Below are 21057 nucleotides of genomic sequence, written 5' to 3' on the forward strand. Positions count from 1 at the left end.
GGATCAGGCGCTCGGTGCGCATTGGTTTCATTGGACGAACTCTTCCTGCCCGTAGCCTTGCAGATAGAGCAATGCGGTCAGGTCGCCATGGTCGATGCGAACCTTTGCCTGTGCAGCCACCATCGGTTTGGCATGCAGCGCAACACCGGTGCCGGCAAGGCGGATCATGTCGAGATCGTTGGCCCCGTCGCCGACAGCAATGGCATCGGCCGGGGTGAGGCCGAGACGCGCCGTGATCTCGATCAGCGCCTCGGCCTTGGCGGCGCGGCCGAGGATCGGCTCGCCGACCAACCCGGCAAAGAGGCCATCCTGTTCGAGCAGGCGGTTGGCGCGGTTTTCATGGAAGCCGAGCATGGCGGCGATGCGTGAGGTGAAGACCTCGAAGCCGCCCGAGACTAGCGCGGTCCAGGCGCCGTTGGCCCGCATCGTTTGCACCAGCGCGCGACCGCCGGAGGCCAATGTCAACCGGTTGGCAACGATCAGATCGACCACGGCCGCATCGAGCCCCTTGAGCAACGCCACGCGCTCGCGCAGGGCGGGCTCGAAGGCGACCTCGCCATTCATCGATCGTGCGGTGATCGCCGCGACGTGCTCCTTGACGCCAATCTCGTCGGCCAACTCGTCGATGCATTCCTGGTCGATCATGGTCGAATCCATGTCGGCGATGAGGATCTTCTTGCGGCGCGTTGCCGACTGCTGGACGATCACGTCGATCGGCTCGGCGGCCAGCGCCGCGCGCAGATTGGCGGCCGCCTCGTCGGCTTGTGCATTCGCCGGCAGTGCGAGATCGCAGGCAATGTCTTCGGCCATCCAGCGAACTGTGCTTGCGCCCACCGACCGTGAGGCCATATTCGCAAGCGATGGTGACAAGGCACGATCGGCGGGATGGGAAACAAGCGTGGCGACAAGCGGCATCGATAATTCCGGTGCGGATGCGGGCGAAGGCCGCGTGAAGAATGCGATCCTGATAGCCGGGCCGACCGCCAGCGGCAAGTCGGCGCTGGCGGTCGGCCTGGCCGAACGTATAGGCGGCGTGATCGTCAACACCGATTCCATGCAAGCCTATTCGGTTCTCGACGTGTTGACTGCCCGGCCGGAGGCGGCGGACCTCGCTCGGGCACCGCATTATCTCTATGGGCATGTCCATCCCGGCACCGCCTACTCGACCGGGGCGTGGCTGCGCGACGTGACGAGGCTGATCGAAGACGGCGCGCTCTCGCGGCGACCGATCTTCGTCGGCGGCACCGGCCTTTACTTTCGCGCCTTGGCCGAGGGCATTTCGGAAATGCCCGACATTCCGCGGCAGGTACGCGACCGTTGGCGCTACGAGTTGAAGGAGCAAGGCGCCGTCAAACTGCATGGCATCCTGCTGCGCGAGGATTCCAGGGCAGCCATGCAGTTGAAGCCAACGGACAGCCAGCGCATCGTGCGGGCGCTCGAAGTGCTCGACGCATCCGGCCGCTCGATCCTGGACTGGCAGGCCGCGCGGGGCCGGCCGCTCATCGACAGACAGACGGCCCGCTTCTTCGTCATCGAGCCGGACCGGGCCGCGCTGGTCGGACGCATCGAAAGGCGTTTCGACCAGATGCTGGCCAAGGGCGCACTGGACGAAGTCAGGCAACTCGCATCGCTTCGTCTCGATCCGCAATTGCCGGCGATGAAGGCGATCGGCGTTCGCGAACTGCAAGCGGCGATGGCCGGACAATCGGGTTTTCCCGAGGCGATTGAGCGCGCCAAGATCGCAACCAGGCAATATGCCAAGCGGCAGACGACCTGGTTTCGGCACCAGCTAGGACCGGAATGGCAAAGATTGCATCCTGGTGACGATATCGAAACCACGATCCAAACGCTTGTTGCTAATGCAACCTAGAAAGCCTTTCCTTCACGGAAAGGTTCTCGTTGTGGTTGTCCAAATTAACCCTCCGTAAGGCCCGCCATGCCATAAGGTCGATGGGCATTTTTCCATCGGGGAGCAGATGCGTTTCCACAAGGCGGAATCGGCGTTTTTCGTCTTTATCTTCGTGATCCTGGCCGCCGGCCTGGTGACGCTGCATGCCTATGGACTGCTGCAATCCTTTGCCACCGAACTGCACACGGCCTCCGGCCTGGACAAGGTCATCTACCTCAACAAGCTGCTTTTCGCGACGGGCGTGCTGCTCGCGACCGCGCTGTTCTTCGGCATCTTCTTCATCTACCCGCTGATCCGCAGGCAGGCGACGGAGGAAGGCAAGCTGCGCGCCATGACCGTGTCACTGAGCGCCCGCTCCGAGACGTTCGAACATGCGGCGCTGACAGATAGCCTGACCGGCATGCAGAACCGGCGCTATTTCGACGACGCGCTGAAGGAATATCTCGACGAGTTCAAGCGCATCGAGAAACCCGTCGGGCTGATGATCCTCGACCTTGATCATTTCAAGCAGGTCAACGATACACATGGCCACGACGTTGGCGACGAGGTACTCAAGGCCGTCGCCAGCTGTCTCAAGGACATGACGCGCTACCATGACGTGGTGGCGCGATTGGGTGGCGAGGAATTCGCCGTGGTCACGCCCAACATGGAGGCGGAATTGTTGTCGAAATTCGCCGAGCGTATCCGCAAGGCGATCGCCAACATGTCGGTTCTTTCGGGCAATGTCCGGCTCAAGATCACCACCAGCGTCGGCCTTGCCGTCTGGGACCGCAAGGAGACGGCGGAAGAATTCTATCGCCGCGCCGACCGCCAGCTCTACGAGGCCAAGAGGCAAGGCCGCAACCGCGTCTGCGCCTGAAATCCCGAAGAAGAATTCACGAGGCCGGTTGCCTGACGCGGCTTTTTCGACTTCCGGTGCTCACGGACTGAATGTCCGCTCCGCTCCGGCTTCTTGAAAACCACGCCATCAATCCGGCCTGATGAATTCCCTTTCGGGATTTGACCAAGCTGGTTCGATGATGTGAAGCCTTTGGAAGCTTGTGTGCGGCTTCCCGGCCGGTCGTCAGAGAGCTTGCAGGCTCAATCGTTCTGGGGGCGCATGCCGAAGGTGGCGGGCTTTAGGCCGTAGCGCATGTCGAAATCATCGTCCGATTGCACGCGTGCGGCCGGCGGCTTGCGGTAGTCGGGATCGCCGGCCTGGCGGCCAGAATCGACCACTTCGGCAAAGGCCATCGCCTGCTGCTGCGGCTTTGGAACGTTGCGAAGCCGTTCCACGATCGTCACCAGATCGACATCGTCTCCGGTTTTCGACGACATGGCTTGTTCGCGCTTTGCCGTGCCGGGGATCAGTTCAGCCGGCAGTCTCTCGAACTTCAGCCGCATCGTCGTCGCCACGCCTTCGCCGAAGGCGATCGCTTCGCGCTGGCCCATGGACGACAGGAAAGCAAGCGTGGAGGCGGACGAGTCGGCGATGGCCGAGCGGATGATCGCCTGGTCCTGCTCATTGGCGAGCCGCATGGCGAAAAAGGTCGAGCACTGCGACAGGATGGTCGGGTCGAGTTCGCCCGGGCGCTGGGTGACGACGCCGAGATAGCAGCCGTATTTGCGGCCTTCCTTGGCAATGCGCGACAGCGCGTGCCTTGTCGGCGCGAAGCCGAGGCGCGCATCGGCCGGCATGTAGCGATGCGCTTCTTCGCACAGCAATAGGAGCTGCAGCTTGCCCTCGCTCCACAGCGCAAGGTCGAACGCCAGGCGCGCCAGCACCGAACAGACGGAATTGACCACTTCGGACGGCATGCCGGCCATTTCGAAACAGGTCACCGGGCGGCCGTTATGCGGCACGCGGAAGATGTTGCCTATGGTCTCGTGGATGGTGTCCTCGATCAGGCGCGAGTTGAACATGAAACGGTAGCGCGGATCGGCTGCCGCCGATTCGATGCGAGTCTTCAGCGATTTGAGCGTCGGGCGCTCGTTCTTGCTTTCAAGCATGCCCATGCGCTCGTCAATCTGCTTGAGCAGATCGGCAATGCGGTAGGGCACTGGCGTATCGGCGGTCAGCGCATCGCTGCCGCGCCTGAGATAGGCGCCGGAATTGGGGTTGCGATAGAGGTTTTTGGCGAGCGGAATGAGGTCGCGCAGCGCATCGATCTCGTCGGGCACGGTCTCGCGGCCGCGAAACAGAACCTCGGCGAATTCCTCGAGCCGGAACATCCAGAACGGAAGGTCGAGCGTCTTGGAATCGACCTTGACGCAATATTCGGGCAGCGACGCGGCGAATTCATTGTGCGGATCGAGGATCAGGATGCGCAGATCCGGCCGCGCCGCGATCGATTTGCGCAGCAGCAGCGAGACGGCGGTGGACTTGCCGACACCGGTGGTGCCGACAATGGCAAAGTGGCGCGCCAGCGTGTCGTCGATGGCGATGTTGGCGGCGATCGCCTCGTCCTGCGACAGCGAGCCGATGGTGATCGAATGACGCCCGGCCAGATCGTAGACGGCCTGCAGGTCACGGCTGCGGATGCGGTGCGCGATGGCGCCGATATGGGGATAGGTGGTGATGCCGCGGTCGAAGATCGGCTTGGAGCCGGGCTCGGCGCCGTCGCGCACTTCGCCGATCAGCTCGATGCTGACCTCGATGGCGTTCTGGCCCTCGCTGTTCCAGGCGCGATCCGACTTGCCGATCGCATAGACCAGGCCGACGGTGCGCGTGCTGCCGAGATTGACCGAGATCATCTTGCCGACCGTCCACAGGCCGGTCACCGCGCCGTCGACGTCGTCCGCAAAGGCGCTGATAGTGGCGCGCGCACCGTCGCATTGCACGACATTGCCCAGGATGCGCCTGTCGTTCTGTTCGGCGTTGCGGCGCTCCTGCGATGTCGGTTCTCCGACCGAGGCTTCGCGTTCGACATACATGGACAGGCCAATCCCCATTTTCCCTCACGTCGAGCCTACAGGAACTGGGTTAAGGTCGAGTGTGGCCGGATGGTGTAGGGAGGATTAAGAAGCTGGTGAAAATTGTCGCGACAAGGCTCTTTTCCAGCTGTCGGATTTTCGCTATAATAAACGAATGAATGATATAGCGAACGATATCTCCTCCACAATCGGCAGACGGATACACGCCGAGAGGACGATACGGGAATGGTCCCTGGCCGAACTCGCCGAGCGCTCCGGCGTCTCCAAAGCCATGCTGAGCACGATCGAGCGCGGCATGACCAGCCCGACGGCAGCGCTCCTGGTGCGGATCGCCGCCGCCTTCGGCATGACGCTGTCGACCCTTATCGCACGCGCGGAATTGCAGGGCGGCGGCTTGCTGCGGGCGAGCGACCAGCCCGTTTGGCGGGATCCCGATACCGGCTATGTCAGGCGGCATCTTTCGCCGGCCGGCGACATGCCGCTCGAACTGATCAGGGTTCATCTGCCGGCGGGCGCCAAGGTCAGTTTGCCCGCGGCGTCCTACGCCTTCATCAAACAGCAGATATGGCTGATCTCCGGACGGCTGGAATTCATCGAGGGCGATCTGGTGCACAGGCTCGAGCCCGGCGACTGTCTGGCGCTCGGCGCGCCGTCGGACTGCACCTTCCATGCGCTCGAGGCGGGCGCCGACTATCTCGTCGCGCTGGTCAGGGCCTGACATCATGCCGAGACGTCCAAAGCGCTCCCACAATGGGGGACCGCCGCTCGACGACTACAAGGGGCCGCCATGGGGCAAGGGCGATCCTTATATTTTCCTGGCCTGGCAGGCCGCGCATGCCAAGGCGTGGAAAGCACCGAGCCGCGACGTCATGCTGATGCGCGTGGACAAGGCGGAACGGCTGGGACTTACCTATGAGGAATACACGCTCGAACTCCTCGAACGCGGACGCCACCTTCAGGAAGAGGACACCGAACGCATCGCCGCGATCAAGGCGGCGCGCAAGGGAAAGCGATTCAGCGCTTTCGATTGACGCCAGTTCGACCGTATCGATCCTTCCATCTCAGCCAGGCAGAACGAGCATGCATTCCATCGAGATCAGAATGTTGACGCAGGACGCGCGGACACAGGCGTTGCTTGGCGATCTTCTGGTCGAAACGGTTGCCGCGGGCGGGTCGGTGAGCTTCATGCATCCGCTGGCGCCGGAAACCGCCCGCAGGTTCTGGGACACGTCGCTGACGGCGGCCGCAAGAGGTGAGCGGGTGGTGCTTGGCGCGTGGGAGGCAGACACGCTGGTCGGCACGGTCACGCTGCTGCTCGACTGTCCGCCCAACCAGCCGCACCGGGCCGAAATCGCCAAGCTGATGACGCGCCCCGATTGTCGAGGCAAAGGCGTGGCGACCCGCCTGATGCAAGCGGCCGAGGCCCTTGCGGTGGAGAGGGGCCGCACACTTCTGGTTCTGGATACGGCGACCGAAGAGGGGGCGTCCGGGCTCTATGAGAGGCTGGGCTTCACGCTGACCGGGGACATACCGGACTATGCATTGAAGCCCCATGGCGGGCTGACCGGCACGCTCATCTACTGGAAGCGCATCGGCCGGTGAACGTCATGTCGGAGATGGCTCGCCGAGGCGCGACAGCAGCCATTGGCGGAAATCCTGCTCGGCACCGGTCAGTCGCGCGATCGGTGCCTTGGTCAGAAAATGCCCCGATGTGCTCGGGAGCTCGAAATCGGAAAGCCTGGCCAGGGCCTTGCTTTCGAGTGCCTCGTCAATCAGCGGCCGCGAGCCCAGAAGCACGCCCGCGCCGGCTCGCGCAGCCTCCATCGCAGCCACGAAGCTGTCGAAGCGATGCGAGCGCCTGGGGTGACCGGCCAATCCCGCCGCGGCGAACCATTCCGCCCACATCTCGCGCGCACCGGCGACCAGGAGCAGCGGCAGGGATGTCCAGTCGGCATCACTGGCCAAGGCCGGGGCGGCCACCGGCACAAGCCGCTCGGCGGTCAGCCTGTCGGCCAGGCGTCCGGGAAAGGATCCGTTGCCGAAACGGATGTCCAGCGCTGAGCCCGGCAGGTCATAGTCGGTCGGGCGATGGATCGTCACCAGGTCGACATGGATGCGCGGCAGCGCCTTGGCAAGGTCGGGCAGCTTCGGAACGAGCACCAGCAAAGCGAAAGAGATCGGCGCCCGCAAGGTGACGGTCTCGACGGCGCGGGGCTCGAACAGTTCCGCCGTGCTGCTGCCGATGGTGGCGAAGGCTGATTGGATGTGGGGCAAGTAGGCGGCGCCCTCCGGCAACAGTGCGACGCCCCGCGCCAGCCGTGAGAACAGACGCGTCTTCAGCCGATCCTCGAGGAGCCGGACATGCTGACTGACGGCCGCCTGGGTCAGGCCGAGTTCGGCGGCCGCCGCCGTAAAATTCGAAAGCCGCGCCGCTGCCTCGAAGCTGCGCAGCCAGTCGAGTGGGGGCAAGGTGGGGATGGTTCTCGCAGGCATTACGATTTTGCAGCCATTGACCGAAAAATGATAATTTCAATTGTACCTTTCGCTCGATCAACATGCAATCGAGGCCCCGCTGAGCGGACTGCGGGGCGCAATGGACAGGAACATCTCCATGTTGACCGATGCGCTGATAGGCGACGCAGGAAGAATGATCGAACTGGGCTGGAACGACGGCACACGCTGCCGGTTCCATGCCATGTGGCTTCGCGACAACGCACTCGACGACAAGACACGCAGCGCCGGCAACGGCCAGCGACTGATCACCATCCTCGATATTCCAGCCGAGACGCGGATCGGTGCCGCTTCGATCAAGGGCAATGCCGTGGAGATCAGATTCGTGCCCGAGAAGAAGACGGTCAGCTTTCCCGAGGCGTGGCTTCGAGCCAATGCCTATGATCGCGCCGAGGCCCGTCAGTCCGGATGGACCGCCGACGCGGTGCAGCGCTGGACAAGGGCGACGATGCAGAATTCGGTGCCGCGCGCCGGTTATCCGAAGGCAAGCCGCAGCCGCAGTGTGCTGCGGGAATGGCTCTTGGCGGTGAGGGCCTACGGTTTTGCAGTGATGGACGGACTGCCGGCCGAATCCGGCGCTCTGTGCAAGGTCTCCGACCTGTTCGGCTACATCAGGGAGACCAATTACGGGCGCTGGTTCGAAGTGCGCGCCGAGGTCAATCCGAACAATCTGGCCTACACCAATCTCGGCCTCCAGGCGCACACCGACAATCCTTATCGCGACCCGGTGCCGACGCTGCAGATCCTGTCCTGTATCGAGAACACGGTGGAGGGTGGTGAGTCCAGCGTGGTCGACGGGTTCGCCGTGGCGGCCGCCCTGCAGGCCGAGAACCCCGAAGGCTTCCGACTCCTGAGTTCGCATCCTGCCCGGTTCGAATATGCCGGATCGACCGGCGTGCGGCTGCAGGCGAAGCGGCCTATGATCGAACTCGGGCCGGACGGCGAACTGATCTGCATCCGCTTCAACAACCGCTCGCTGGCGCCGACCGTCGACGTGCCTTTCGCCGAGATGGATGCCTACTACGCCGCCTATCGCCGCTTTGCGGAGTTGATCGAGGATCCGGCCTTCGAAGTAACGTTCAAGCTCGAGCCGGGGCAAGCCTTCATCGTCGACAACACCCGCGTCATGCATGCGCGCAAAGCGTTTTCGGGAACCGGGAAACGCTGGCTGCAGGGCTGCTATGCCGACAAGGACGGCCTGCTGTCGACGTTGGCGGCGATCGAGCACGGTTTCAAGGAGGCGGCGGAATGAACCCACATGATCTGAACGCCGGCAACATCGTCGAATTCATCGCCGATATCTTCGAGCGCCGGGGAGCCGAATCCTATCTCGGCGAGCCGGTGACGATGTCCGAGCATATGCTGCAGGGCGCCTGGCTCGCAGAGCAGGATGGTGCGCCGGAAGAACTGGTGGCAGCAGCCCTGCTGCACGATATCGGCCACTACACCAGCGAGTTCGGTACCTATTCGCCCGATGACGTCGAGGACAAGCACCATGACGAGGCCGGCGGCGAGGTGCTGGCGCCGTTCTTCCCGCCGGTCATCGTCGAATGCGTCAGGCTGCATGTCTCGGCCAAGCGCTATCTCTGCGCCACCGACCCGACCTATTTCGACAAGCTGTCGCCGGCTTCGGTTCATACGCTGTCGTTGCAGGGCGGGCCGATGAGCCCGGACGAGGTGGCCGGGTTCCGCAAGAACCCGTTTCACGAAGAGGCGGTGCGCGTCCGCATCTGGGACGAGGGCGGCAAGGTCGCCGACATGAGGACGCGCACGTTTCGCGACTATGTGCCGTTGCTAGAACGCGTGGTGGCGCGGTTCGCGGCCGACCAGGCGGCGTAGCCGATCGCACCGATCAGGAAAGGGAGGCGCGGTCCAAAACCGCGCCTCCCTCGGTTTTTCGCCACGATCTGGCTTATCCCTTGTGGTGAACCTGCTGCAGCCCATAGACGGGCGTCGCAATGCCTTCCTGCCTGGCCTTCAACTGCAGCGACAGGAACTGCGAATAATGGCGCGACTGGTGCAGGTTACCGCCATGGAACCAGAGCGCCTCCTGCTGCGTCGGCTTCCACATGTTGCGCTGCTCACCTTCCCATGGGCCGGGATCCTTGGTGGTGTTCGAGCCGAGTCCCCAGCATTTGCCGACCTTGTCGGCAACCTCCTTTGAGATCAGCTCCGCCGCCCAGCCATTCATCGAGCCGTATCCGGTGGCGTAGACGATGACGTCCGCCGGCAGTTCGGTGCCATCGCTGAGCAGGACGGAATGTTCTTTGATCTCGGCCACATCGACGCCGCTCTTGAGCTTGATGGCGCCATCGATGATCAGCTGCGAAGCGCCGATATCGATGTAGTAGCCGGAGCCACGCCTGAGATATTTCATGAACAGGCCGGAGCCGTCGTCGCCCCAGTCGAGCATGAACCCCGCCTTTTCCAGGCCCTTGTAGAACGCCGCGTCGCGCTCCTTCATCTTCTCATAAAGCGGAATCTGGAACTCGTGCAGGATCTTGTAGGGCAGGGAGGCGAAGATGAGGTCGGCCTTGGCGGTGGTCATACCGTTCTGCACCGCCTGCTCCGAGTAGAGCGCGCCAAGCCCGATATCCATCAGCGTGTCGGATCTGACGATGTGGGTGGTCGATCGCTGCACCATGGTGACGTCGACGCCGGCTTCCCACAGTGCTGCGCAAATATCGTGCGCGGAATTGTTGGAGCCGATGACGACAACCTTCTTGCCGGCATATTGGTCGGGGCCGGGGTGCTTGGAGGAGTGGTGCTGATCGCCCTTGAAATTCTCCATGCCCTTGAACTTCGGCAGATTGGGACGGCCGGACATGCCGGTGGCCAGCACCAGCTGCTTCGGCTTCAGCGTGATGTCCTTGCCGTCGCGGTGGACGACAACCGTCCATTCCTTGTTCTCCTCGTCGTAGGAAGCGCTCTTGGCCTCGGTTGAGGACCAGTAATTCAGCTCCATCACCTTGGTGTACATTTCCAGCCAGTCGCCGATCTTGTCCTTGGGCGAGAAAACCGGCCAGTTCCGGGGAAAATCGATGTAGGGCAAATGGTCATACCAGACCGGGTCGTGCAGGCAGAGCGACTTGTAGCGCTTGCGCCAACTGTCGCCGGCACGTTCATTCTTCTCGATGATGATCGTCGGCACGCCGAGCTGGCGGAGCCGCGCGCCAAGCGCGATGCCGCCCTGGCCGCCGCCGATGATGACCGTATAGGGCTGCGTCTTGAAGCCAAGCTCGGCCGCTTCCTTTTCGCGCTCTTCCTTCCAGGTCGGGCGGTTCTTGCCGGAGCCGTGCTTGGCGCCCATCGGCCGGGCGAAGCCGGCCGGCTCTTCATGCCCTTTCAGCTCGACCATCGTGGTCAGCAGCGTCCAGATCTTGCCGTCCTTCAACCTGATATGGCCGAAGCCGCGCGCCACATCCGTCTCGAAGCTGATCCAGCCGTCGATCACCCCGTTCGCCTCGGTCGCGTCCTCGCCCCTGGCGATGGCGAAATGTGATGGCTTCGTCTTCGACAGCTGGCTTTCCAGCATGTCACGCACCTGATCGCGGCCTTCCATGGTCTTGATATTCCAGGTGAAGGTGACGAGGTCGCGCCAATAACAATCTTCCTGGAAGCATTCGACCGCCTTGTCGACGTCGCCGGCGGCAAGGGCCGCGCCAAATCGTTCGAGAAGGTCGGAAAGCTTCCTGTTCGGGGCCTTGTCGAGCATCAGTTTCCTCCGCGTTTTTGTTGATCGGCCTCGTTGCGAGCTGCCTTTGCCGAGCTTGGGGTCCGGCCTTGGACAGTATCGCGGCAAACCATGGGCCGCGTCACGTCGCCAAATAGTTCGCTTTGTTTTCAGAGGTTTGACCAGCGACCCGACGTCGAGCCGGGTCTAAATGACGGCGTGCGCGTGCTTCGTGCCATGCACCGGGCAAGCCGGCATGAAAGCGGAATCGACCCCATTGACGAACGGCTGCTTTCACCCTTATGGTTCGCCACCATGAAAAAGGCACTCATTCTCGTAGGAAGGCGCGTGGGCAAGGCGGTGTAACCGCCGGGCGAAAACCTCCCATGCGCAACACACAGGCTCCCTCGGGGGCCTTTTTTATTGCCTGAAACACGACTAAACGACCAGCAAATCGCCAGATGGCGGACAGTACGGGACCAAACCGATGAGCAACGGACAGAGCGAGCGGCGCGAAATGACTGGCGCCGAAATGGTGGTGCAGGCGCTGAAGGATAATGGCGTCAAGCATGTCTTCGGTTATCCGGGCGGCGCGGTTCTCCCGATCTATGACGAGATATTCCAGCAGGACGACGTCGAGCACATCCTGGTGAGGCACGAGCAGGGCGCCGGCCACGCCGCCGAGGGCTATGCGCGCTCGACCGGCAAGGCAGGCGTCATGCTGGTGACATCGGGTCCGGGCGCGACCAACGCGGTGACGCCTTTGCAGGACGCGCTGATGGATTCGATCCCGCTGGTGTGCCTGACCGGGCAGGTGCCGACCTCGCTGATCGGTTCGGACGCTTTCCAGGAGTGCGACACGGTCGGCATCACGCGCCCCTGCACCAAGCACAATTGGCTGGTCAAGGACGTTAACGAGCTTGCCGCAACCATTCATGAGGCCTTCCATGTCGCCACCACCGGCCGTCCCGGTCCTGTCGTGGTCGACATCCCGAAGGACGTGCAGTTCGCCAAGGGTTTTTATGTTTCTCCGCAAACCGCGCCGCGCACCAGCTATCAGCCGAAGGTGCAGGGCGACCTGGAGAAGGTCAAGGCGGCGGTCGAACTGCTGGCCGGTGCCAGGAAGCCGATCATCTACAGCGGCGGCGGCGTCATCAACTCCGGTCCGGAAGCGAGCCATCTGCTGCGCGAACTGGTCGACCTCACCGGTTTCCCGATCACCTCGACGTTGATGGGGCTCGGCGCCTATCCGGCATCGGGCAAGAACTGGCTCGGCATGCTCGGCATGCACGGCACCTACGAAGCCAACATGGCCATGCATGATTGCGACGTGATGATCTGCATCGGTGCGCGCTTCGACGACCGCATCACCGGCCGGCTCAACGCGTTCTCGCCGAACTCGAAGAAGATCCATATCGACATCGATCCGTCCTCGATCAACAAGAACGTCCACACCGACGTGCCCATTATCGGCGATGTCGGCCGGGTTCTGGAGGATCTCGTGCGGCTGTGGCGGGCAACCGCCAAGGCCGACAAGAAGGCGCTCTATCCCTGGTGGGAGCAGATCGCCAAATGGCGCGCGCGCGATTCGCTCGCGTACAAGATGAACAACGACGTGATCATGCCGCAATATGCCATCCAGCGGCTCTATGCCCTGACCAAGGACATGGACACCTACATCACGACGGAGGTCGGCCAGCACCAGATGTGGGCGGCCCAGCACTACCATTTCGAGAAGCCGAACCGCTGGATGACGTCCGGGGGGCTCGGCACGATGGGTTACGGCCTGCCGGCGGCACTGGGCGTGCAGATCGCGCATCCGAACGCGCTGGTCGTCGATATCGCCGGCGACGCTTCGGTGCAGATGACGATGCAAGAGATGAGTGCCGCGGTGCAGTTCGACGCGCCGATCAAAATCTTCATTCTCAACAACCAGTATATGGGCATGGTGCGGCAATGGCAGCAGCTGTTGCACGGCAACCGGCTGTCGCATTCCTACACCGAAGCCATGCCTGATTTCGTCAAGCTGGCCGAAGCCTATGGCGGCCACGGTATTCGCTGCGACAAGCCGGACGAGCTGGACGATGCCATCAAGGAGATGATCTCGGTCAGGAAGCCGGTGCTGTTCGACTGCCGCGTGGCGACGCTCGCCAACTGCTTCCCGATGATCCCGTCGGGCAAGGCGCACAATGAGATGCTCTTGCCGGACGAGGCGACGGACGAAGCGGTGGCCAACGCCATCGACGCCAAGGGCAGGGAACTGGTTTAGCAGCGGACAGAGGCAGGGCTGTCGCGAGAAGCCGTGCGTAAACAGAGACTAGATCCAAGAGTTTGAAGTCGAGATTCACATCATGAACGCACAGCTACAACCGACCGGCTCCGCCTATTTCATCGCCAAGGAAACGGAAAAGCCCGAGAACCACACGCTTTCAGTGCTGGTCGACAACGAGCCGGGCGTGCTTGCCCGGGTCATCGGCCTGTTTTCCGGGCGCGGCTACAACATCGAGAGCCTGACGGTCTCGGAAACCGAGCATGAGAAACATCTGTCGCGCATCACCATCGTGACGCGCGGCACGCCGCATGTGCTGGAGCAGATCAAGCACCAGCTCGAGCGCATCGTGCCGGTCCACCGCGTCGTCGACCTCACCGTGCGCTCGCAGGAGTTCGGCCAGGAGCGGCCGCTGGAGCGGGAACTGGCGCTGGTCAAGGTCGCCGGCACCGGCGAAGCCCGCGTCGAGGCGCTGCGGCTGGCTGACGCCTTCCGCGCCAGCGTCATCGACGCCAACACCGAGCATTTCATCTTCGAGATCACCGGCAAGGGCTCCAAGCTCGACCAGTTCATCGCCATCATGAAGCCACTCGGCCTGGTCGAAATCTGCCGCACCGGCGTGGCGGCGATGAACCGTGGCCCGCAGGGGATGTAGCACCGGTAAGTTTCTCCACAGCGTGACGACGGGACCGGCCACCGGCCGAGGGTGGCATTTGTGCGGTCGTTGGAAGAGACAATAATACTGGCTTATCTGGGAGGATATCATGTCGCTCGACGCATTCCTCGCCTTGCTTGTCTACGCCTTCGTGACCTCGATCACGCCCGGGCCTAACAATCTGATGCTGCTCGCCTCAGGTGTGAATTTCGGCCTGGTGAGGAGCGTGCCGCATATGTTCGGCATCAGCATCGGGTTTCTTGTCTTGCTGCTGGCGGTCGGCCTTGGTCTTGGCGCCGTGCTGACGGCGTTCCCGGCGCTGCACACCGCGCTCAAGATCGCCGGCGCCGCCTATCTGCTCTACCTTGCCTGGAAAATCGCCATGTCACGCTCGCTCAGCGGCAAAGGCGAGACGAAGGCGCGGCCGATGCGTTTCATCGAGGCGGCGGCGTTCCAGTGGGTCAATGCCAAGGCCTGGGTGATGGCGATCACCGCCATGGCCGTCTACTCCAATCCGGAGCATCCGTTCCTGTCGGTGGCGCTGATCTCGGTGGCCTTCACCATCGTCAACCTGCCGAGCGTTTCAGTGTGGGCGGGATTCGGCACGGCGCTGCGCGGTTTCCTGTCCGATCCAGTGCGGCTGAAATGGTTCAACATCGCCATGGGCGTGTTGCTGGCCGCGACGCTTTGGCCGATGCTGCGGTGAGTTGTCCAGGTTCGCGATCCGCCTTTTGCACGCGATCATGGTGGCCAGCCCATCCATTGTGCAGTGCACATTAAATCTTCGTAATGCCGTGTTTTGGCCCTTTTCCGCCAAAGCCCTGTCCTATTCTATTCAGCGAAATCGCGGCAGGGCGTCGTGATTTGAGCTAGAATACGACCACCTGGCTATGGCGTGTCGGACGGAGAGGGTCTTTTGTCGATGCGTGGAAAAGTCATTCTTTCATTGCTTGCGGTCGCCTGCGCAGGCGCGGCCTGGCTCTATCTGTCTCCCGATGCGCTGAGCAGGGCCCGGCAGATCATCGGTGTAAATCAGGTCGCGTCGGACAAGCCGGCGCCGGATAGCCAGGATCCGCAGGCAGGGGGCAAGCAGGCGGCTGGCGGCACTGGCGCCCGTTCGGCCTCGATCATCTCGGCCACGGCAACGACGGCCGATTTCCCGGTCCGGCGCTACGCCATCGGCTTCGTCTCCTCTCCCGCCGTGGTCAGCATCAACGCGCGCGTGTCCAGCCAGATCGTGTCGATCGACGTCAAGGACGGGCAGATGGTGAAAACCGGCGATCTCCTGTTTTCGCTGGATGACCGTGCCTTGAAGGCGCAGCTCGCCAAGGATCAGGCGACGCTCGCCAAGGATCAGGCGCTGCTTGCCAGTTCGAATTCCGATCTTCAGCGCGCCAAGGATCTTGTCGCCAAGCAGGCCGGTACGCAGCAGACCTACGACCAGGCCGTTGCCGCGCAGAAGGCGGCGGCAGCGACTGTCGATGCCGACAAGGCGACAATCGATGCAGACAATGTCCAGCTTGGCTTTGCCAGGATCACCGCGCCGATTTCCGGCAGGCTTGGCGCGGTCAACGTTGCCGTGGGCGATCTCGTGACCACGAGCAATGGCAGCAGCAGCACCTCGACCCCGCTCGTCACCATCACCCAGATGGATCCGCTGCAGGTGAACTTCAACCTGCCCGAAAGCAACCTTGCGCTGCTGCACAAGGCACTGGCAAAGCCACAGCAAGGGGCAGTGACCCTGACCCAGGACGGCGACCCGACACCCATTGGCAAGGGCACGCTCGATTTCGTCGATTCCAGCGTCGATACCGCTTCCGGCACCATCGCAACGCGAGCCAGCATACCCAACGCCGATCTGTCGCTGTGGCCGGGCCAATATGTGAATGTCGTGCTCGACGCCGGCATCATGCCGCAGATGACGTCCGTCCCCACGGTCGCGGTGCAGCCCAGCCAGAAGGGGCCGTTCGTCTATGTGGTCAAGCCTGACAACACAGTCGAAATGCGGCCGGTGCAAGTGGCGCTGACCGTGGGTCAGAGCGCCGCCATCAGCGATGGCCTGAAAAGCGGCGAGAAGGTTGTTATCGAAGGCCAGACGCGACTGAAGAACGGGGCTGCCGTGCACGAAGGCAACGCATCCGCCGGATCCGGCGACCAGACAGCACCCAAGATCGCGCAAGCGGACAAGGCCGGCGAGGCGGCCCAATGATCTCCGAGTTCTGCATTCGCAGGCCTGTCGCCACCCTCCTGATGTCGTTCGCCCTCGTTCTGGGCGGGCTGTTCGCCTACAAGTTCCTCCCGGTGGCCGCGCTGCCCAGTGCCGAATTCCCTGTCGTCAACGTCTCGGCTCAGCTACCCGGAGCCTCGCCGGAAACGATGGCAACGTCGGTGGCGACGCCGCTGATCAAGCAATTCGCCACCATTGCCGGAATCGATTCGATCTCGACCACCAACTCGCTCGGCCAGACCTCGATCGCCATCCAGTTCGTGCTCAACCGCGACATCGATGCCGCGGCCGCGGACGTGCAGGCAGCGATCGCGCGCACGCAAAGATCGCTGCCGCCGCAGATGACCTCGCCGCCGAGCTATCGCAAGGTCAATCCGGCCGACGCGCCGATCCTTTTGATGTCGCTGGTCAGCGATACGGTTCCGCTGACCGATCTCGATGCTTTCGCCGAAAACGTCATCTCGCCGTCGCTGTCGACCATCGACGGCGTGGCGCAGGTCTCCATCTTCGGCCAGCAGAAATATGCAGTCCGCATCCAGATCGACCCGACCGCGCTTGCCGCGCGCGGCATTTCGATCGACCAGCTGCAGGCGGCGATCGCATCCGCCAACTCCAACACCCCGCTGGGCGTTCTGAAGAACAACAAACAGCAGTTGACGATCACGGCCAATACGCAGCTGACCGACGCCGCCGGATTCTCCAACCTCATCATCGCCACCAAGAACGGTCATCCGGTGCGGCTGGGCGAGGTGACACGCGTCGTCGATTCGGTGCAGACCACGACGACTGCAAGCTGGTATGACGGCACGCGCGCGATCATCATGGCGGTGCAGCGCCAGCCCGACGCCAACACTGTCGACGTCGTCGACAAGGTCAAGGCGATGCTGCCGTCCTTCCAGGACCAGATGCCGGCCGCCGCCCAGATCAAGCTGCTCAACGACCGTTCGACCTCGATCCGCCAGGCCGTGGACGACGTGCAGTTCACGCTGCTGTTGACCATCGCGCTGGTGGTCATGGTGATCTTCGTGTTCCTGCGCCGCGTTACGGCGACCATCATCCCGGCCGTGGCGGTGCCGATCTCGTTGATCGCCACGCTCGGCGCGATGTTCCTGTTCGGCTTTTCCATCGACAACATTTCGCTGATGGGCCTGACGCTCGCGGTCGGCCTCGTCGTCGACGACGCTATCGTGATGCTGGAAAACATCTTCCGTCACATGGAGGAGGACGGATTGTCGGCTTTCGATGCGTCGCTGAAGGGCGCGCGCGAAATCGGCTTCACCATCATCTCGATTTCGATCTCGCTGGTGGCCGTGTTCATCCCGGTGCTTCTGATGGGCGGCGTCATCGGGCGCATCTTCAACGAGTTCGCCGTCGTGGTGACGGTCGCCATCCTGGCGTCGATGTTCGTGTCGCTGACGCTGACGCCGATGCTGTGCTCGCGGCTGCTGTCGGTGACCAAGGCCGACCGCGAGGCGCATGGCGATGGCCACAGGCGCGATTTCATCACCCGCGGCTACGACCGGATCCTGAGCTTCTGTCTGCGGCACACTTTCCTGGTGTTCCTGGTCTTCATAGGCACCGCGGCGGCGTCGGTGTGGCTGATCGAGGTCTCGCCGAAGGGCTTTTTCCCGCAGGAGGATATCGGCCAGATATCGGTGACGACCATTGCGCGCCAGGACATCTCGTTCGACGCCATGGCAAAGCTGCAGGGGCAGGTGGCCAGCGTGTTCTCGCATTCGCCCTATGTCGACCATGTTGCGTGGTCGGCGGGCAGCGGCAACAATGCGCTCAACCAGGGGCAGCTTTTCGTCCAGCTCAAGGGCAAGGACCAGCGGCCCAATATCGAGAAGGTGCTTGCGGATCTACGCAAGCAATTGGCCGGCGTCGCGGGCATCGAGACCTACATGCAGCCTGTGCAGAATCTGAGGCTGGGTTCGCGCTCGTCTGCCAGCGCCTACCAGCTCGTGGTTCAGGGCCTCGACACCGGCCAGACAGACATCTGGGCGCAGAAACTGAATGACGCGATGGCGGCCGATCATGCGACCTTCACCGACGTCACCAGCGATTTGCAGAACAATGCGCTGCAGGCGACGCTGGTGGTGGATCGCGACAAGGCGGCCCAGCTCGGCATCGACACCGACACGCTGCGCTCGGCGCTTTATGGCGGGTTCGGCACCGACCAGGTTTCGACGATCTTCGGCTCCGCCGACAGCTACGAAGTCATCACCGAGCTCGATCCCAAGATCGAGTGGTCGCCGGAGCGGATGCTGGCCATCCAGATGAGGACGGCGAGCGGCTCCCTGGTTCCGCTTGGCGCCTTCGCCCGGGTCGATCGCACGGCCGGCGCCTTGACGGTCAACCAGCTCGGCCAGCTTCCGGCCGTGACGATCTCCTATAATCTGCCGCAAGGCGTGGCGCTCGGCGACAGCGTGAGCCGCATCGACGCGCTCAAGGAGCAGATCGGCATGCCGGAGACGATCTCGACCAGCTTTGCCGGCACAGCCAAGACCTTCCAGGATTCGCTCGCCAACCAGGGCCTGCTGATCGGCGGCGCGATCCTGACCATCTATATCGTGCTTGGCATTCTCTATGAGAGCTTCATCCATCCGCTCACGATCCTCACAGGCTTGCCATCGGCTGTGCTGGGAGCGGTTGTCGCCTTGCGCTTCGCCGGCATGGACCTGTCCGTCATCGCGGTGATCGGCATCCTGATGCTGATCGGCATCGTCAAGAAGAACGGCATCATGATGGTCGACGTCGCGCTCGAATTGCGACGAGAAGGAATGTCGGCCACCGAGTCCATCCACAAGGCCTGCCTGATGCGGTTCCGGCCGATCATGATGACGACGCTGGCCGCCTTGATGGGCACGTTCCCGATCGCGCTCGGCACGGGCGCCAGCGCGGAGCTGCGCCAGCCGCTGGGCGTCGCCGTTGTCGGCGGTCTGCTCGCCTCGCAGGCGCTGACGCTGTTCGTCACACCGGTAATCTATGTCTACATGGAAAATTTCTCGGGCTGGCTGGTCGGGCTGATGCCGAAGCGCAAGCCCGAATTGCATCTGGTCGAAGCGGAGGATCAGCCTTCGCTGTTCGACGATGATGACGAAATCCGAGGCGAGCCGCAAAAGACGGCCGCGGAGTAGTGTATCCGCGTCGCGCCCACTGGCCCAAGTCGTCATGCTTGCGGCCGGCGGATCCCAGCCGTAGTTTATGACCATGTCCCACGATCATGACCACGACAACGAACTCGATCCGTTTGCCGCCCGCGTGCGCGCGCTGGAAACCATTCTCACCCGCAAGGGATTGATCGATCCGGCCGCGATCGATGTCATCGTCGATACCTACGAGACTAAGATCGGTCCCCGCAACGGCGCGAGGGTGGTGGCCAAGGCCTGGAGCGATCCCGCTTTTGCCGACTGGCTGAAGCGCGATGCTACGGCGGCGATCGGATCGCTGGGCTATACCGGCCGGCAAGGCGAGCACATGCAGGCGGTGTTCAACACCGAAGAGACTCACAATCTCGTCGTCTGCACGCTGTGCTCCTGCTATCCGTGGTCGGTGCTCGGCCTGCCGCCGGTCTGGTACAAGGCGCCGCCCTATCGCTCGCGCGCGGTCATCGATCCGCGCGGCGTGCTTGAGGAATTCGGGCTGACGCTGCCGGCCTCGACAAAGATACGCGTCTGGGATTCGACCGCGGAGTTACGCTATCTCGTCGTCCCGATGCGGCCTCAAGGAACCGAAGGCTGGAGTGAGGAGCGCTTGTCCGAATTGGTAAGCCGCGATGCGATGATCGGCACTGTGCTAGCCCAAAAACCGGAAAAAACGGGGGATCCGGCATGAACGGCCCGCAGGATGTCGGCGGACAGATGGGATTCGGGCCGGTGGCGCCGGAACGGGACGAGCCGTATTTCCATACCGACTGGGAGCGGCGGGCGCTCGGCGTGACGCTCACCGCCGGCGCCATGGGCGCCTGGAATATCGATGAGAGCCGGCATGCGCGGGAATCGCTGCATCCGGCCGACTATTATGCCTCCAGCTACTACCAGATCTGGATCAAGGCGCTGGAAACCCTGCTCAAGCGCCATGGTTTCGTCAGCGAGCGTGATCTCAAGGCAGGCGAGGCGATCGATGCGGCGGCGACGCCCAAAAGAGTGCTGAAGGCCGATGACGTTCCGGCCGTGCTGGCCAAGGGCGCTCCGTGCAACCGGCCGGTCGAAACGGCGCCGCGGTTCAGGGCCGGCGACCGCGTGCGGACCAGGAATTTCAATCCGACCGGCCACACCAGGCTGCCGCGCTACGCGCGTGGCAAGCATGGGAGGATCGAAGCGGTGCGCGACGGCTTTGTATTCCCGGACACCAACGCGCATGGGCAGGGCGAGAACCCGCAATGGGTCTATACGGTGGTTTTCGACGGAGCCGAGATCTGGGGCGACGGGGCCGATCCGACGCTGACCGTGTCCATCGATGCCTGGGAGAGCTATCTTGAACCGGCCTGAGGCGAACGGGCCTGCCGGTCTGCCCGCCGGCCTCGATGCGCCCGTCTTCGCCGAGCCCTGGCAGGCCGAAGCCTTCGCGATGACGGTGGCGCTGCACGACAAGGGCGTGTTTTCGTGGAGCGAGTGGGCGCAGGCACTGTCGGCCGAAGTGAAGAAACCCGGCGCCGGGGCTGACGGCCATGACTATTACGAACATTGGTTGGCGGCGCTGGAAGCGCTGCTGGCGTCGAAAGGATTGGCCGCCAAGCCCGATGTCGATGCAATGGCACGGGCCTGGGAGCGCGCCGCGCATGCCACGCCGCACGGCAAGCCGATCCTGCTGGAGAACGATCCGCACGCCGTCGGGTGATCGTGCGGACACGCCGCCCGTTCCCTTTACGTTCCCGTCCTCGCCTGATAGGCTGAAG

The 21057-nt window shown here is 63.0% G+C and carries 19 protein-coding genes; 15 read left to right on the forward strand and 4 right to left on the reverse strand.

The features are described from left to right. Positions 1 to 27: 27 nt before the first annotated feature. Positions 28 to 915: a phosphoserine phosphatase SerB gene (gene serB / locus FJ490_RS11760; RefSeq protein ID WP_140559556.1), complete on the reverse strand. Its 888-nt coding sequence runs from the start codon at positions 913 to 915 to the stop codon at positions 28 to 30. Between serB and miaA the strand changes: the two genes are divergently transcribed. Both miaA and FJ490_RS11770 read left to right on the forward strand, forming a co-directional pair. Then, a complete protein-coding gene (gene miaA, locus FJ490_RS11765; protein WP_140648739.1) occupies positions 899 to 1870 on the forward strand; it encodes a tRNA (adenosine(37)-N6)-dimethylallyltransferase MiaA in 972 nt (323 codons plus the stop codon). The two genes, serB and miaA, sit on opposite strands and share 17 nt — an antisense overlap. Positions 1871 to 1976: 106 nt before the next feature. Continuing rightward, complete coding sequence (locus FJ490_RS11770; protein WP_140516501.1) at positions 1977 to 2768, forward strand: GGDEF domain-containing protein; 792 nt, start codon at positions 1977 to 1979, stop codon at positions 2766 to 2768. Between the two features lie 221 nt (positions 2769 to 2989). Here FJ490_RS11770 and FJ490_RS11775 read toward each other — a convergent pair whose 3' ends face one another. Next, on the reverse strand, positions 2990 to 4822 hold the full coding sequence (locus tag FJ490_RS11775) for an ATP-binding protein (RefSeq protein ID WP_140516706.1): 1833 nt from the start codon (positions 4820 to 4822) through the stop codon (positions 2990 to 2992). 154 nt (positions 4823 to 4976) lie between these two features. Here FJ490_RS11775 and FJ490_RS11780 point away from each other — a divergent pair, with 154 nt between their 5' ends. The 3 genes from FJ490_RS11780 to FJ490_RS11790 are packed head-to-tail and all read left to right on the forward strand — an operon-like array spanning position 4977 to position 6424. Then, positions 4977 to 5540, forward strand: coding sequence for an XRE family transcriptional regulator (locus FJ490_RS11780; protein ID WP_140579979.1), 564 nt, complete (start codon positions 4977 to 4979; stop codon positions 5538 to 5540). Between the two features lie 4 nt (positions 5541 to 5544). Continuing rightward, the gene (locus FJ490_RS11785; RefSeq protein ID WP_140516495.1) at positions 5545 to 5853 is read left to right on the forward strand and encodes a hypothetical protein; all 309 of its coding nucleotides are present in this window, start codon (positions 5545 to 5547) and stop codon (positions 5851 to 5853) included. A 49-nt stretch (positions 5854 to 5902) separates the two neighbouring features. Next, entirely contained in the window at positions 5903 to 6424 is a 522-nt protein-coding gene (locus FJ490_RS11790) for a GNAT family N-acetyltransferase (protein ID WP_140656823.1), read from the forward strand. A gap of 3 nt (positions 6425 to 6427) precedes the next feature. Here FJ490_RS11790 and FJ490_RS11795 read toward each other — a convergent pair whose 3' ends face one another. Next, positions 6428 to 7315, reverse strand: a complete 888-nt coding sequence (locus FJ490_RS11795) for a LysR family transcriptional regulator (RefSeq protein ID WP_140630982.1) — start codon at positions 7313 to 7315, stop codon at positions 6428 to 6430. A 118-nt stretch (positions 7316 to 7433) separates the two neighbouring features. On the opposite strand from FJ490_RS11795, the gene FJ490_RS11800 reads away from it, so the two are divergent. Together FJ490_RS11800 and FJ490_RS11805 are read left to right on the forward strand one after the other, a co-directional pair. Beyond that, entirely contained in the window at positions 7434 to 8585 is a 1152-nt protein-coding gene (locus tag FJ490_RS11800; RefSeq protein ID WP_140656825.1) for a gamma-butyrobetaine dioxygenase, read from the forward strand. After that, the gene (locus FJ490_RS11805; protein WP_140516488.1) at positions 8582 to 9172 is read left to right on the forward strand and encodes an HD domain-containing protein; all 591 of its coding nucleotides are present in this window, start codon (positions 8582 to 8584) and stop codon (positions 9170 to 9172) included. Before FJ490_RS11800 ends, FJ490_RS11805 begins: the two co-directional genes overlap by 4 nt. Positions 9173 to 9245: 73 nt before the next feature. On the opposite strand, the gene FJ490_RS11810 is transcribed toward FJ490_RS11805, so the two are convergent. Further along, positions 9246 to 11048 carry an NAD(P)/FAD-dependent oxidoreductase gene (locus FJ490_RS11810; protein WP_140559561.1) on the reverse strand — a complete coding sequence of 601 codons (1803 nt, stop codon included), beginning with the start codon at positions 11046 to 11048 and terminating at the stop codon, positions 9246 to 9248. Between the two features lie 445 nt (positions 11049 to 11493). Here FJ490_RS11810 and FJ490_RS11815 point away from each other — a divergent pair, with 445 nt between their 5' ends. From FJ490_RS11815 to FJ490_RS11850, 8 genes are all read left to right on the forward strand, one after another. Continuing rightward, on the forward strand, positions 11494 to 13275 hold the full coding sequence (locus tag FJ490_RS11815) for an acetolactate synthase 3 large subunit (protein ID WP_140664654.1): 1782 nt from the start codon (positions 11494 to 11496) through the stop codon (positions 13273 to 13275). An 82-nt stretch (positions 13276 to 13357) separates the two neighbouring features. Continuing rightward, positions 13358 to 13930, forward strand: coding sequence for an acetolactate synthase small subunit (ilvN, locus tag FJ490_RS11820; protein ID WP_023676680.1), 573 nt, complete (start codon positions 13358 to 13360; stop codon positions 13928 to 13930). Positions 13931 to 14039: 109 nt separating this feature from the next. Then, the gene (locus FJ490_RS11825) at positions 14040 to 14636 is read left to right on the forward strand and encodes a LysE family translocator (protein ID WP_140516483.1); all 597 of its coding nucleotides are present in this window, start codon (positions 14040 to 14042) and stop codon (positions 14634 to 14636) included. A gap of 216 nt (positions 14637 to 14852) precedes the next feature. Next, the gene (locus FJ490_RS11830) at positions 14853 to 16139 is read left to right on the forward strand and encodes an efflux RND transporter periplasmic adaptor subunit (RefSeq protein WP_140728992.1); all 1287 of its coding nucleotides are present in this window, start codon (positions 14853 to 14855) and stop codon (positions 16137 to 16139) included. Beyond that, positions 16136 to 19297 (forward strand): efflux RND transporter permease subunit, encoded by a 3162-nt coding sequence (locus tag FJ490_RS11835; protein WP_140554980.1) that lies wholly within the window; start codon positions 16136 to 16138, stop codon positions 19295 to 19297. The genes FJ490_RS11830 and FJ490_RS11835 overlap by 4 nt, the downstream gene beginning before the upstream one ends. 73 nt (positions 19298 to 19370) lie before the next feature. Then, on the forward strand, positions 19371 to 19994 hold the full coding sequence (nthA, locus tag FJ490_RS11840) for a nitrile hydratase subunit alpha (protein ID WP_140559564.1): 624 nt from the start codon (positions 19371 to 19373) through the stop codon (positions 19992 to 19994). After that, complete coding sequence (gene nthB, locus FJ490_RS11845; RefSeq protein ID WP_140728991.1) at positions 19991 to 20650, forward strand: nitrile hydratase subunit beta; 660 nt, start codon at positions 19991 to 19993, stop codon at positions 20648 to 20650. The genes nthA and nthB overlap by 4 nt, the downstream gene beginning before the upstream one ends. Then, the gene (locus tag FJ490_RS11850) at positions 20637 to 20999 is read left to right on the forward strand and encodes a nitrile hydratase accessory protein (RefSeq protein WP_181165305.1); all 363 of its coding nucleotides are present in this window, start codon (positions 20637 to 20639) and stop codon (positions 20997 to 20999) included. Before nthB ends, FJ490_RS11850 begins: the two co-directional genes overlap by 14 nt. The last annotated feature ends 58 nt before the right edge of the window (positions 21000 to 21057 follow it).

This window comes from Mesorhizobium sp. B2-5-11 (assembly GCF_006440835.1).
In the GTDB taxonomy this organism is placed as follows: domain Bacteria; phylum Pseudomonadota; class Alphaproteobacteria; order Rhizobiales; family Rhizobiaceae; genus Mesorhizobium.